Below are 13,194 nucleotides of genomic sequence, written 5' to 3'. Positions count from 1 at the left end.
AATGCTTGTAACCGAGACTCCCGATCCAATGGAATCCTTAGAAAATACCGGTAATCCGCAAAAGAAATCACCTTTCGAGCCGGTCTTCGTCGCCTTTCAACAGCTTCTCGTTTTGATTCTTGGAACGTATGTCTTTCTTCCTTTGATTGCCACTTCGATCGTTCTCACGGTTTTGATTTCCGAAGAACTCCCGAGCGATTTTCCGTATTTGGACGGAGAAACAAGAGCGGAGATTTATAAACAGACTACGGAAAAATTTCAGAAAGAAATACAAACCGACACTAAGCAGATATCTCAGCGTTACATTGAAGTGATGGTAAAGGAAAAACCTTGGCTTTTGATCGTGGACCGATTGATCTGGGCCCTTTGTTTTATTCTTCCCGCTTATTTGATTTTGGTTCGATTTTTTAAGGCGGAATACGCCAATCTCAGCGATCCTTTCAACCTCAAGACCGTGTTTACGGGTGTGGGGCTCGGAGCGTTGGTATTTTTATTCGTGATCGTCTTCGGTTTTTTTCTGACTAAGATTTTCGGTAAACAAACTCCGAACGAATTTCAAGAAACCCTCTTTAAGGCAATGAAAGGGAACCGATCTTTGTTACTCTGGTCTCTTTATAGCGTCGGTCTGATTACGGGAATTGTGGAAGAGGTTTTTTTTCGCGGATTTTGTCTGAAACAATTCCAAGCAAAAGGATTGGAAATTCCCGGCCTTATTTTTACCTCCGTCGTTTTCGGTTTGGTTCATTACAGCGGACAGACTTCGATCAGCGTTCCTATTTTGCTTAGTTTTGTGGGAATGTTTTTCGGGCTTTTTTATCTGAGAACGGGAAACATCTGGTATTCCATTACGGCGCACATTAGTTACAACTCCATCATGTTGTTGATCGCTTTTATCAAAGGAGGAGAAATTCAGTGAGCCGATTTTACGGACTCGTTCGTATTTCGATCCCGTTTCTCCTAACGTTTCATTCCCTTTTTGCGTCCGAGGTGATCGAGTTCGAGGGAAATATCGAAGACAATAACATGAAAATCTCCGCGGCGTTGAACAAGTTCGCGGAAGGTTCCGTAAAGTTCAGCAAAAAGACAAAAGGATTCAAATATCATTATACGAATCCTTGGTATTCCAGATATTCGTTCGATATTTATTTGGGAGAATTCGCAAAACGAGAAAACGTCAGCATCCTAAGAATCGAAGCTCCGAAATACGGAATGGAAAAGGCGTTTCGAAATTATCTTAAGGAAGAATTGCAAAAGAAAGACGCGGCGGGAATCGGCTCGGCTTCGGGAACGACTCCCGATGAAAGGATCGAAAAGTTGGAGAAGAAGTCCCATCTCGTATCTCAGGGATTGAATTTGATTTCTCCCGCGTTGTCCGTGTTTTATAATTCCCGCAAGTCCCCGATTTATACTTCGACGGATACGTTGACGAGAGTCTCTTTTTATCTTCTTTCGGATCTGCTGATCGGCGGACTGGCCTACTACTTCGCGATGAACAACATTCATAAAAAAAGTATGATGGACAATCTTCTGGGTAAGGAAGGACCGAGCGGTAACGTTTTTGAATCCAAGTACGGCGGAGTTGTGATCGCCGCTCTTGTGGTTCCAAGATTGTATCGGATGACCGGTGCGGTGGAAGACACGACGACTCACAACCGTTTATTCGAATTATCTTATACTTTTAAATATTAGAGTTTTCTTAAGAATAAACTATAGCGTCTTAAAACGGCGTTTCGAGACAAAGCGAATTTTTGGGATTACTCCGGAAATAAAGAATTTCGATCTCGAAAATAAGATCGGTATTCTAAATTTCTTTAATGAACGATCGACGCGGCCATGAAAAAAGAAAAATTAAAACAACCGATTTTTCGAATCAGCGGAAGAAGATCCTTATACTTTTACTGCATTCTCACCGGGATCGTTTCCGGATTGGGAGCCTTTCTTTTTTCGAGAATTCTCGCAGTATGCGAATACTTATTTTTGGATCGGGCTGCGGGTCTTTCCCTTCCGCACGCTTCGGGAGAATTTCTCATCGACTCCGGCGATACCTTACACTGGGGAATTCCTTTTTCCGATGAATACAGACCTTGGCTTGTGTTTTTTCTTCCGATCATCGGAGGACTTCTTACCGGTTGGATCGTAAATCGTTTTTCACCCGAGTCCGGAGGAACGGGTTCGGACGCGATGATCGATTCTTTCCATAACCAGGAAGGAAGAATGAATCCGGTCGTTTCACTCGTGAAGTCCGTTGCGACGATCTTCACTCTTGCAAGCGGCGGGAGCGGGGGAAAGGAAGGTCCGATTTCTCAGATCGGAGCCGGTTTCGGATCCTTACTGGCCACTCTTTTGAAAGCCGGAGCCAGAGCGAGGCGAACGCTTTTGCTTGCGGGAACGGCGGGAGGTTTGGGCGCCATCTTTCACGCTCCGTTGGGAGGCGCGTTAACTTCGGTGGAAATGATTTATCGGGAAGATATCGAAAGTGATTCTTTGATTCCCTGTATTATCTCCTCGGTCGGCGCTTATCTGGTGTATTCCGCCTTGAACGGATTTAACACTGTGTATCGAGTTGCCGATACAGAGTTTTTAAGATATACCGATTTGATTTTTTATTTAGGTCTGGGAGTTCTTTGTTTTTTGTCCGGGGACGTATTCATTCGGATTTTTAGAAAGGTGCAAGGTTTTTCGGCCCGTCTTAGGATTTCTCCGATCTTAAAACCTGCGTTAGGCGGTCTTGTCGTGGGAGTTGTCGGACTTTTTTTACCGGAGACGATCGGAACGGGAGCGGGAATACTCCAAGTTGCGCTGGATGGAAAAGACCCCGTCGGAACACAGGGAATTTTTTCATCCATGTTTCAAAGTAGAGGACTTTGGCTGGCCGTATTGTTTTTTATTTTAGCGGGAATGAAAATCCTCACCACTTCGTTTACGATCGGTACGGGCGGTTCGGCGGGAATGTTCGGGCCTTCGCTTTTCATCGGCGGCATGTTAGGCGGAGGAGTGGGAACTCTTGCAAAGGTTTTTGTTTATCCCGATCTATCGGTTACGTCGTTTATCCTGGTGGGAATGGGCGCCTTTTACGCGGGTGTTGCGAGCGCTCCGATCGCGGGAATGATTATGATTTGCGAAATGATAGGAAGTTATATGTTGCTTCCTCCTTTGATGGTCGTTTCGATTTTAACGTTTGTGTTGAGTCATAAATTAAGTTTGTATCGCGCGCAAAAGGAAACGAGATTTCAATCTCCCGCACATTTTTGGGATATGAATCGGGACTTTTTGGAAGAGATTCAAGTCAAAACTTGGAAGAATCGATTGCGTACGATTGCCGTAACTCGGGATCACCTTTTACTTTCCGAACTTGAGGAAGAGGCGTTAAAAATTCAGGCAAGCGACTACGTGGTTCTCGATCGGGAAAACCGTTATCTTGGGATTTTATCTCTTAGAAAAGCAAGGCACACTCTCGAATCGAGAAACGTCATCGGCAACTTAATCACCGTCGGGGACGTTACGGATGTTTCCGCTCCGTTCGGAAAGCCGGAAGATTCGTTGGCTACTCTTTTGAAAATTTTGATCGATCAGGATTTGGATAAAATTGCGATCCTCGAAGAGAATCGGTTTATCGGATATCTTCGTTTTGCGGATCTTATGAAAATATACTTCGAAAATATATTTCCTAAAAATATAAAATCATCCGATTCCCTTCCGAAAAATTGACCATCACCTAAGGGCTGTAAGGTGAATTTCGGTTTATACTGGACTTTTGAGTCTCAGTTTAAAGCGTTTCCCAAAAACCCGGTATTACTCTCGAGCTCGTCCGGAACCCGAAAGGAAAAACGCGGGAGTTCCCGCATCTCTAAGATTCCGAGTTAAGTCTTTTACCAAAATGTCAAGCCGCAAGGTTCTGCCCCATCTTTATGAAGTAATCGGGACTTTTAGAAACCGCTCGATTCCGATAAATAACAGGAATTTTTTATATCTTATTTATGAGAACAAGGTAGGTAAAATTGAAGATGTTCAATTTGAAAAGAACATTCGGGATAGGACTACTTTTAGGGATCGGCTTCGGTAAAGAATTAAGAGCCGGAAGTTACGGAGACATTTACGGAGGACATCCGGCGGCGGCGGGAATGGGGAGCGCCGTCACCGCGGTCGTGAATGATTCTTCCGCCGTGTTTTATAATCCCGCCGGACTTGCAAGACTCTCCGAAGGGGATCTCATCCTTGCGTCGATCGAAAGGGAAACAAGGGCGAATAACGTAGAAAATTCCGAAAATAAAAACATCCCTCGGAAGACGTTACCGAGCGCCAGCACAAACGATTCGGTCAATCAACCGACTGTAGCAGTCGAACCTTGGCACAAACGTTTTTGGGCCGATACAAAAGAAGGTTTTACGAAGGATGTCTTTCGATACAAGGCGGCGGCTCGTCCCGAAAGGAGCGTTCACGAAGTCAGTTTTCAGTATCACCACGCGAATCCTAAGTCTCATACAACCGCTCCACAAAATCAGAATATTACAAAAATAAGAGATAGTTTTGTCGGCCTCGGCCTTACTCTCAATTTGAACGATATGTTCGATTTTGGAAGAGGTTTTCGTTTCGGAATCAACGCTCTCGTTCCGGGAAACGGAAACCTTCTGACTCTCAACGATCAGAATCCAACCGTACCACGTTATCTGCAACAGGGGATCGGCAACGAAAGACCTACGATTATGGGCGGCCTCGGTTTGGAAATCTGGAAAGATCGTCTTTTTGCGGGTGTCGGTTTTACTGCGATCGCAGGCGGTTCCGGAAGTATTTTGATGAAGGACGTTCCTATTTCTCCCGATCCGGTTACGGCAAACTCTCAAACGATTCTTACCGTAAAACCTTTGGTCAACCCCACCTATGGGTTTCAGTTCTCTTACGGGAAGTTCAGTTTGGGAGCCTCTTACAAAAGAGAGACCGTGGCCCAAATCGATCCGGTTCCTGCGAGAGCGCAAACCGTTCTTCTTGGAATTCAATTGGATTTCGATCTTGCGATCTTGGACGGTTTCAATCCGAGAGTATTTTCTTACGGGTTTGCCTTTAGACCGAACGATCGATTGCTTCTTAGTTTCGACGTGAACCGTGAAATTTGGAGTCGGTTTAAAATGTCCCGGATCAAGGAGAAATACTCCGAAGGTTTTTATCTTCACGATACGACCAACTTTCGGCTCGGCGCGGAATATTCCGTTTTCAAATCCTTAAAAACACGGATCGGGTTTGCAAACAAAAAGACTCCTCTGCCTGCGATGCCCGGAGCCAACAACTGGATGGATTCCGATCGAAACATTTTTAGTTTAGGTTTTTCTTATATATTAAGTCCTAACGTCTTTAAATTTGCAAACCGCCTCCGAAAGCCGATGATCTTCGACGTAGTAATCTCAAATCACCAGTTGAAAGCGGTGCAAGTCGACAAATACGCTCCGAGAGAAAGAAATCCGAATTATTCCTACGGAGGATACATTTGGACGATCGGAGTTTCGATGACTTTATTCTTCTGAAATCCGCCGGAACCGTTAGGGAAAACGGTTGACCCGACCTGGAAATCGTGTCTCTTTTTGTGGAAAAGAATTCCATAAATTAACGCGAGTTCCAATGCGAAAGCGATTGAAGCGGAATCAACAAATTGGAACGACGAAAAAATTTCGTTTTTAGTGCGATCTATCAATTTGTTGATTGGAGCTGAAAGCGCGGTCCGGCCTTCTCAAGGCCGGATTCGCCCAAACTTTCTCCACGAGTTCACGTTAAATTATTTTTAAGAAACCCGTTTTCCTGGAGATTTAAATCGTATGCGACAATCCATCTCGCCGTTGCGGTCTGAAAAAAAATTATTTCTAAATATGATTCTGATCTTTTTGATCTTAACGGCTCCGTCCGTAAAAAGTCAGGACGACGCGGAAGAAGGCGACGAGCGACTCGCCGGCGAACCTATCGCAGCTAACGTTGAAAGAACGGACCCTTCTCGAATTCAATCCGTGGTTCTTTATTCCAGCTTTGCGTATGTTACGAGAAATCTTCGAACCAAGGTTAAAGCCGGAAGTTCCGAAATTTATCTCGGAGAAATTCCGGATCGAGTTTCGGAGAGAACGATCTCGGTTCGTTTTCCGGATTCTTCCAAGAAGATTAAGATTCGGGGAATTAGAGGCAAGATTCGAGTCGAAAGAAAAGCGAGAACGAAGGAAATCGCTTCTCTTTTAAAAAGACAGGAAACGCTCAGCGATCAGATCAAACTCTTGAGTTTGGAAATTCAAGAATTGATCGAGGAAGAAAAGACTATCGTAAAAATTTCCCCTGTGATCAAAAAAGATCCCGCTCCTCAAGAAGAAATCGCCGATCCGGAGTTTTTATCCGGATTTCAAAAACAATATCAGGAACATCTCAATCAGTTGTCTTTGATACGTCAGAAAAAATTGGAAACCTTGGATCAAGTTCGCGAAGAAGGTTTGGTCGTGGACGCTCGTTTGGATCATCTCGGTCGATTGGAAGCAAAACAAAAAAAAGAAATTTATCTCGAGATAGAAACGTCGGAAGATACGGAAACGTCGATCGAATATAAATATTTGATTCCGGGCGCGAGTTGGTTTCCGAGATATTCCCTTCAACTTGCGGACGAATCGAGAAGCGGCGACTTGAGTTGGTTTGCACTCGTTCGAAACGATACGGGTGAAGATTGGGAAAAGGTGAAACTTTTTTTTACCGCTTCCAATCCCGATTTGGATATCGATCTTCCGATCGTAAGAGAATGGAGAATTCAAACTCAAACTTCGGTGGAAGATTCCAAACAAGCTTACAGTGAGAACGACGAAAGTTCAAATGAAATTCAAGACTTTGCTCCTTCTTCCGCAGGAGTCGCTCCCGAAGAGATGAAGGAAGAAGCCCCTCGCTCCAAAAAAAGCAAACGCGCTGTTTCGAAGTCCGCTGAAGGTTATGCTCAAAACAAAACTGCCGGTAAAAACGCTCCGGCTCCGATGGAACAATCCCGCCAGATCATTCAGGAGAATTATTCCAATCGCGCAAATTCTCTTAGAACTGAAGACAACCTCAATCAGCTTAAGACGGATTTAGCGAACCAGCGGGATAACTTCAACGGCGGTCAATACGATCAGGCGAACTACTACGGACAGGAGGCTCTCAAAAAATTCTCCAAACTTTCGGACTTCTCCCGTAAAGAATTGAATTCTATCGAAACGTATACGGAAGAACTTCTTCGCAAAGGAAGTCTGATTCTTTCTTCCCAAAAAGTGCCGGGCGGTTTGATTCCTCCTTCTCCTTTGGAAGGATTCGATTATCAATACGTCTCCGGAATTTCGGAGACGATCCCTTCCGATCGATCTTTCAATAAGGTTTTTTTAAAGAAGAAATCCCTCTCTTTGACTCCGGGTTATTTCTCTTCTCCCCTTTCCGGTTCGGGGGCGTATTTGACCGTGGAGGCTTCCAATTCGGAAGGGGAACCGTTGCTTGCGGGACCGATGGAAGTTTTTTCAGGGAACACTCTTTTGGGAAATACGGTTCTAAACACGAGCAAACCCGGAGAAACGATTCGAATGGAACTCGGTCAGGATCGGGATATTCTCGTAAGTCGAAGAGAAACTTCTTTTGAACAAAAGGAAGGAGTGATTTCTTCCCGCACAAAGACCAAGTACAAGGTAAGTATCGAAGTTAAAAACCGCAAAAAAAGAAACGCGGTCCTGACGTTGATCGATCGTGTTCCGTATACGGTGGACGACAGCGTGGAAATCAAGTTCGAATTCGGGAAGGATGTCCCTTTAAAAAACGAAGAAGGCATTTTGACTTATAGGGTGGAACTTCCTTCCGGCGGAAAAAAAATGATAGAATTTGAATATTCGGTAAGTCATCCGACCGAAAATAGGCTGATTAAAACCCCGGGTCCGGGAGGATACTGAGATGAATCATTTAAAATATCGAATATTCGAATTTTATAAACTTATGTTTCAAAAAACATTTCGGTTTGAACGAGAAATTTTCGGTTTTGTTTTGCGATCGTTTTTCATCTTTTGGTTATCGATTTTTACGATCTTTCCTTTGACTGCAAGGGAAGTGGAATTGAAGGTTCAGGACGTAACGTTATACGAGTCTTCGGCGGGAGTTTTAAGAAGCGGTAAGATCAACTTGGAACCGGGAATCAACGAACTGTTGATTCGGAACTTGCCCGTCGCACTTCAAGACGAGTCCTTGGTCGCATCGGTGGAAGCGTCCGGGGCTTCCGTAGTAGGTTCCAGTACTTGGATCGAAACGGGAGCTATCATACACAACGAAGAGGCTTTGGAGTTACAAAAGAAAATCCGCGTTTTGGAAAAGGAAATCGAAAGTTACGAGGGAAAGGATTCCAATCTGAGGAATTTGAAAAAAATTCTCGCGGATACGAGGTTGAAACTGACGGAAATGATTTCCAAAAATCTGTTCTACAAAAAGAACGAAGTCGATTCCAAAAAATGGTTTCAAACTCTTTCCGGAAATCGACAAGCCATTCAAGCCGTCTTGAGTTCCAATCAGGAAGTCGATCGCTCCGCCAGGGATCTTCGGAAAAAACTTTCCGAGTTAAGGGATAAATTGAACGTTATTCTTTCCTTATCCGAAAAATCTTCCAGAATGACTAAGGTTCTCGTGAGTTTTACCGGTGCCGAAAAAAAGGAGACGAAATTGAGTCTTACGTATCAATCGGGAATGGTTTCTTGGAAACCTTTCTACTCGGTTCGTATGGACGGAAGAGAAAAAATCGAACTCGAATATCTCGCCGAAATCAATCAGGAAAGCGGAGAGGATTGGAACAATATTAATCTTTTATTATCCACTTCCAGTCCCGACGTAAGCGGAAGAAGACCCCGTCTTTCCAGTCAAAGGTTATACGATCAAAAAAAACAGACGAACAAAGACGGGCTCGTTGCCGTTCAAAGTCAAAGTGTTGGGGGAGAATCGAATGTGGCGCCGGAAGCGGAATCTCCCGAAGCGGAAATCGATCCCACGACCGGAAGTAGCGAAGAATCGGGAAGCGGATTTTTATTCCGTTATTCCAAACCGGTCACACTTCTTTCCCGCAAAGAATCCAAAAAGTTATCCTTGGCTTCGTTCACGACGGACGCCGCATTTACGGCCTTGTATGTTCCTGCTTTGAAACGTTATCCGCTCATTAAAGGCAGTTTTAAAAATATTTCCGGCTTTCCCATTCTTCCCGGAGAAGCGGCGGTGTTTCGTCAAGCGGGTATGGTGGGAACGTCCAACTTCGGTTATATAAGTCCCGGAGAAAAAGCGGAGATTTCTTTCGGTTCCGAAAATGAGATTCGTGCGATTTACAGAAAAGAATCCAATCAAACCAAGGAAGGGATCCTATCCGGAACCAAGGTCATTGAAAAGTCGATTCGAGTGGAACTTGAAAACTTCGGAAAGGAATCCAGAACGATTTCGTTTCAAGAATCGATTCCGGTTTCCGGAGTGGAAAGCGTAAAAGTTTCCGTCGATTCCAACACGACTCCGGGATACTCGGAAGTAAGAAAAGATTCCGGTATTTTGGAATGGAAGTTGGATCTAAGACCGAATCAAAAACGGGAGATCAAACTCAAATATAAGATCAGCTTTCCCGCCGAATTCGACCTGAACCTGTGACGCCTAACGGAGCTCCTCCTCTTTTGAAATTCCAAGAGGGGACGGGACTCCGGTCATATCCCAGAGTTCCAAAACTCCCGCGATCGAAGTTTGTTTCGGAATTTCGATCGTGATCGTTCCCTTACCTTCGGAAACGTCAAAACAGGAACTTTTACTCAAGATCAAATTCTCGGGAGATGAGATTCTTTTCGGTCCTAAACTTCGATTGGAAGAATCTCCTTTTGGTTTGAGATTGAACACGACACAATTTTTAGGGTTCCCTTGTGTTTTAAAACCGAAGTCGATCGTATAAGAGTCCGTTCCTTTTGAATCGGATTCTTGGCTTTTATGGATTTTTTCAAACCATACCATCAAATCGCCGTTAGGTTCTTGAATGGGATTTTTTTCCGGTTCTTTGGAAACCGTAACGGCTCGGTTTTTAAGGGACTCAAGAGCCGTATAAAAGGAAGAATCGTCTTCGATTCCGAAATACTTTCCGTTTCCTTCTTCCGCGAGAATTTTCATCTGTCGTTCTTTGTCCGCCTTTAAACCCAACCCTAGGATATGAAATTGAAAGGGAATCCCTTTTTGTTTTAAGATTTGTAGTTCTTTTTTCGGATCCCCGTAACAACTTTCCACTCCGTCCGTGACTAAGACGATTTCGGTTTCTTTTTTCCTCTGCGAAATTAAAGTTCCCGCGATTCGAATCGATTCCGCAAGGGGAGTCGCACCCGAAGGTGTTAAACCGAATAAACGGTTTTTGAATGTGTCGTGGTTTCCCGTTTCCAAGGGTTGGTACAAACGGGAAGAGGAACAACCCGCTACCCGATTGCCGTACGCGATAAATCCTATGTCCGTTTCTACGGGAAGAGTGGAGATGTATCGGCTAACGTGTTTTTTAGCCAAATGAATTTTTTGATAGATTCCCAAATATTCGTTCATCGACCCGGAAGCGTCTATGATGAATAATTTGGAATGTTCTTGATTTTCAGAAACGATTTCGATTTCCGGCAACACAAAGAGTAGAACCGAGGCGATCAGATAAACGATCTTTTGGATGGACATCGAACGTTTCGATTTGTCGTCGATTTTTGCGAGATAAAAAAGATTTCGCATACTAAGAATTGTATCGGTCGTTCGCAAAAAATCTAAAGAGTGTGTCGCGGTTTAACGGTTCCAAAAGATCAATTTGGAAAAAAATTCCTGTCCGTTTTTTTCCACGAGAATCTTACTCAGAGAGCCGTAATTCAAATCGAAGGAAAAGCCGCGCTCCAAAGGAATTTTTAAAAGTTTACAAAGAGCGGCTCTAATAACCCCGGCGTGTGTTACGATTCCGATCTTTTCGTTTGGAAAGGAATTGAGAATTTTTTCCAGAAATTCTTCGACCCGTCTGTAGAGTTCCGAATAACTTTCTCCACCGGGGGTTCGAACGTTTACAAAGTCCTTTGTCCAAGATACGGATTCTTTTTCCGGAATTTCAGACCACGGTTTTCCTTCCCATAAGCCGAAATCCAATTCCATCAATAAGTTTGAATATTCCAATTCGATTGAATTCTCTTGTTTTAAAAATTCGGCCAGATTTCCGCAACGCGAACTCGGGCTGGAATAAAAACGATCCGGAAGTTGTTCGAACTTTTCCAGAACTGTTTGAAACTCGGATTGAAAACTCGGAACGAGAGGAACGTCCGTTTTTCCGTAACAAGTTCCGTGAGGAACGTCGGAAGTCGTATGTCGGATTAAATAAAGTTCCATGAAATCGTCATTCCCAAGTAGAAGAGAAGTTCGGTTCCTTGTTGTGTAAATCCGAGACAATCTCCCGTAAAACCTTCGATCCATTTTTTAAAATAGTTTCTAAAATAAAGAACGAATAAGAATGAAAGGAAAAATCCCAAAAGAAGATTAGGAATTTGATCTTGGAATTTGAATGCAAAATAAACAGAGGGCAAACATCCGAACAATGCGGAAAGGATGAAGTCGAAAGGAGGTAATTTTTTTACCATCGGTTTGGATTTGGACAAATCGTTGTCCCTCGCGTACGGAATCAACATCATCAATACCAAAGCGAACCATCGACTTGCCGCGTGTGCAAACCAGGATGTGAATAAAAAAATCCAAGGAGAAATCTGAAAGATTTTTAAGAGTAAAAGATATTTGAGACCCAAAGAAAGAATCAATCCTAAAGAACCGAAAGTTCCGATTCTACTATCCTTCATGATCTCGAGAATTTTTTCCTTATTCCAACCTCCTCCGAACGCGTCGCAAACGTCCGCGAGCCCGTCTTCATGAAAGCCGCCCGTGATCAAAACGCTCGCGATCATTCCGAGGATCACCGAAATTTCAACGGGTAAAATCCAAGAAAGAAAATAGGTTATCCAAGAGGCTCCAGCGGAAACGATCCAACCGATCAAAGGAAAATAACGTGAAGATCGAAAAAGGGAAGATTCCGAATAAACGTAAAACGGAGGAACGGGAAGTCTGGTATTGAACATCCAAGAAGCGCAGAAACGATTCCACTCTTCTCGGATCATTGAATGGATCAAAGCTTCCGATCCACTTGCGCGGATTCAAAGGAAGCCATATCTTTTAGGAAAGTCACGGCGGATAGCAGAATCGGAAATGCGATCGCACATCCGGTTCCCTCTCCAAGTCTGAGTCCCAAATCGAGAATGGGTCTTGCATTCCATTCTTCTAATAGAGACGCGTGGCCGGGTTCTACCGATTTATGACAGAAGACCGCGTTTTTTATGATGGACGGTTCCAATTTTTGCGCGATTAAAAATGCGGAAGTCGCGATAAAACCGTCTACTAAGACGATTCTTCCTTTTTTTGCGGAATCGATCATCGCTCCGACCATCATCGCAATCTCAAATCCTCCGAACGTTTGTAAAACGTCGAAAGGCGTTTGTAACGAGGATTGATGTTTACGAAAACATTCTTCCAGAATTATGATTTTTTTCTGAAACCCCTGATCGTTTAATCCCGTTCCTTTTCCGGCGACTTCTTTTACGTTTTTTTTCAGAATGCTTGCGGTGATAAGGCTTGCCGAAGAAGTATTTCCGATTCCCATCTCTCCGAATCCGATTACATTACAATTATCTGATACGGATTCCGTGGAAATTTGAGCTCCTCTTTCCATGGCTTGACTGCACTCTTCCTTTGTCATCGCCGGTTCCGTCAGAATATTTTTCGTTCCGAAACCGACCTTAGCGTCTATAAAATCCGGGTTGCCGGAAACGGAGTCCCCAGGAAACGAAAAATCCACGCCCGCATCAATCACCTTGAGCCGGATCGAATTTTGTTTGCAGAACACGTTGATCGCCGCGCCTCCATTCAAAAAGTTGAATACCATTTGATAGGTGACTTCTTTCGGAAAGGCGCTGACACCGGAATCGGCAAGGCCGTGGTCTCCGGCAAATACGAGTATATGCGGGCTTTTTAGTTCGGGAGAGTCGGTATTTTGGATCAAACCGACTTGAAGAGCAAGCGATTCCAGCGATCCCAAAGAGCCGGGAGGTTTTGTTTTGAAATCGATCTTGTTTTGTAATTTCGTAAGTAATTCATTCGGATTCAAACGGGAAA

At 43.9% G+C, this 13,194-nt stretch carries 10 protein-coding genes; 6 read left to right on the top strand and 4 right to left on the bottom strand.

Annotation, left to right across the window (positions count from 1 at the left end; all coding sequences use genetic code 11):
- Nucleotide 1: 1 nt before the first annotated feature.
- From LEP1GSC194_RS20175 to LEP1GSC194_RS20145, 6 genes are all read left to right on the top strand, one after another.
- Nucleotides 2-916, top strand: a complete 915-nt coding sequence (locus tag LEP1GSC194_RS20175; RefSeq protein ID WP_036043911.1) for a CPBP family intramembrane glutamic endopeptidase — start codon at nt 2-4, stop codon at nt 914-916.
- Nucleotides 913-1,689, top strand: coding sequence for a hypothetical protein (locus tag LEP1GSC194_RS20170; protein ID WP_020775316.1), 777 nt, complete (start codon nt 913-915; stop codon nt 1,687-1,689). Before LEP1GSC194_RS20175 ends, LEP1GSC194_RS20170 begins: the two co-directional genes overlap by 4 nt.
- 144 nt (nt 1,690-1,833) lie before the next feature.
- Nucleotides 1,834-3,708 carry a chloride channel protein gene (locus LEP1GSC194_RS20165; protein WP_020775304.1) on the top strand — a complete coding sequence of 625 codons (1,875 nt, stop codon included), beginning with the start codon at nt 1,834-1,836 and terminating at the stop codon, nt 3,706-3,708.
- A 296-nt stretch (nt 3,709-4,004) separates the two neighbouring features.
- Nucleotides 4,005-5,516, top strand: a complete 1,512-nt coding sequence (locus LEP1GSC194_RS20160; RefSeq protein WP_020775338.1) for an OmpP1/FadL family transporter — start codon at nt 4,005-4,007, stop codon at nt 5,514-5,516.
- A 288-nt stretch (nt 5,517-5,804) separates the two neighbouring features.
- Entirely contained in the window at nt 5,805-7,919 is a 2,115-nt protein-coding gene (locus LEP1GSC194_RS20150; protein WP_020775327.1) for a DUF4139 domain-containing protein, read from the top strand.
- 1 nt (nt 7,920) lies between these two features.
- A complete protein-coding gene (locus tag LEP1GSC194_RS20145) occupies nt 7,921-9,636 on the top strand; it encodes a mucoidy inhibitor MuiA family protein (protein WP_020775301.1) in 1,716 nt (571 codons plus the stop codon).
- 3 nt (nt 9,637-9,639) lie between these two features.
- On the opposite strand, the gene LEP1GSC194_RS20140 is transcribed toward LEP1GSC194_RS20145, so the two are convergent.
- Genes LEP1GSC194_RS20140 through cobT form a run of 4 tightly spaced genes read right to left on the bottom strand, consistent with a single transcriptional unit; the run spans nt 9,640 to nt 13,186 of the window.
- On the bottom strand, nt 9,640-10,731 hold the full coding sequence (locus LEP1GSC194_RS20140) for a vWA domain-containing protein (protein WP_020775325.1): 1,092 nt from the start codon (nt 10,729-10,731) through the stop codon (nt 9,640-9,642).
- A 51-nt stretch (nt 10,732-10,782) separates the two neighbouring features.
- Nucleotides 10,783-11,367 carry an alpha-ribazole phosphatase gene (gene cobC, locus LEP1GSC194_RS20135; protein WP_017808143.1) on the bottom strand — a complete coding sequence of 195 codons (585 nt, stop codon included), beginning with the start codon at nt 11,365-11,367 and terminating at the stop codon, nt 10,783-10,785.
- Nucleotides 11,352-12,143 carry an adenosylcobinamide-GDP ribazoletransferase gene (locus LEP1GSC194_RS20130; RefSeq protein ID WP_020775324.1) on the bottom strand — a complete coding sequence of 264 codons (792 nt, stop codon included), beginning with the start codon at nt 12,141-12,143 and terminating at the stop codon, nt 11,352-11,354. Before LEP1GSC194_RS20130 ends, cobC begins: the two co-directional genes overlap by 16 nt.
- An 8-nt stretch (nt 12,144-12,151) precedes the next feature.
- Complete coding sequence (cobT, locus tag LEP1GSC194_RS20125) at nt 12,152-13,186, bottom strand: nicotinate-nucleotide--dimethylbenzimidazole phosphoribosyltransferase (protein ID WP_020775303.1); 1,035 nt, start codon at nt 13,184-13,186, stop codon at nt 12,152-12,154.
- Nucleotides 13,187-13,194: the final 8 nt, after the last annotated feature.

The sequence above is a fragment of the Leptospira alstonii serovar Sichuan str. 79601 genome, from assembly GCF_000347175.1.
Taxonomy (GTDB): Bacteria; Spirochaetota; Leptospiria; order Leptospirales; family Leptospiraceae; genus Leptospira; species Leptospira alstonii.
This window is presented reverse-complemented; position numbering and strand designations above follow the sequence as displayed.

Bases quoted from the DNA above. Each gene is read 5' to 3' on its own strand.
- LEP1GSC194_RS20175 (WP_036043911.1), top strand. From the start codon at position 2: ATGCTTGTAACCGAGACTCCCGATCCAATGGAATCCTTAGAAAATACC.
- LEP1GSC194_RS20165 (WP_020775304.1), top strand. From the start codon at position 1,834: ATGAAAAAAGAAAAATTAAAACAACCGATTTTTCGAATCAGCGGAAGA.
- LEP1GSC194_RS20160 (WP_020775338.1), top strand. From the start codon at position 4,005: ATGTTCAATTTGAAAAGAACATTCGGGATAGGACTACTTTTAGGGATC.
- LEP1GSC194_RS20150 (WP_020775327.1), top strand. From the start codon at position 5,805: ATGCGACAATCCATCTCGCCGTTGCGGTCTGAAAAAAAATTATTTCTA.
- LEP1GSC194_RS20145 (WP_020775301.1), top strand. From the start codon at position 7,921: ATGAATCATTTAAAATATCGAATATTCGAATTTTATAAACTTATGTTT.
- LEP1GSC194_RS20140 (WP_020775325.1), bottom strand. From the start codon at position 10,731: ATGCGAAATCTTTTTTATCTCGCAAAAATCGACGACAAATCGAAACGT.
- cobC (WP_017808143.1), bottom strand. From the start codon at position 11,367: ATGGAACTTTATTTAATCCGACATACGACTTCCGACGTTCCTCACGGA.
- LEP1GSC194_RS20130 (WP_020775324.1), bottom strand. From the start codon at position 12,143: ATGATCCGAGAAGAGTGGAATCGTTTCTGCGCTTCTTGGATGTTCAAT.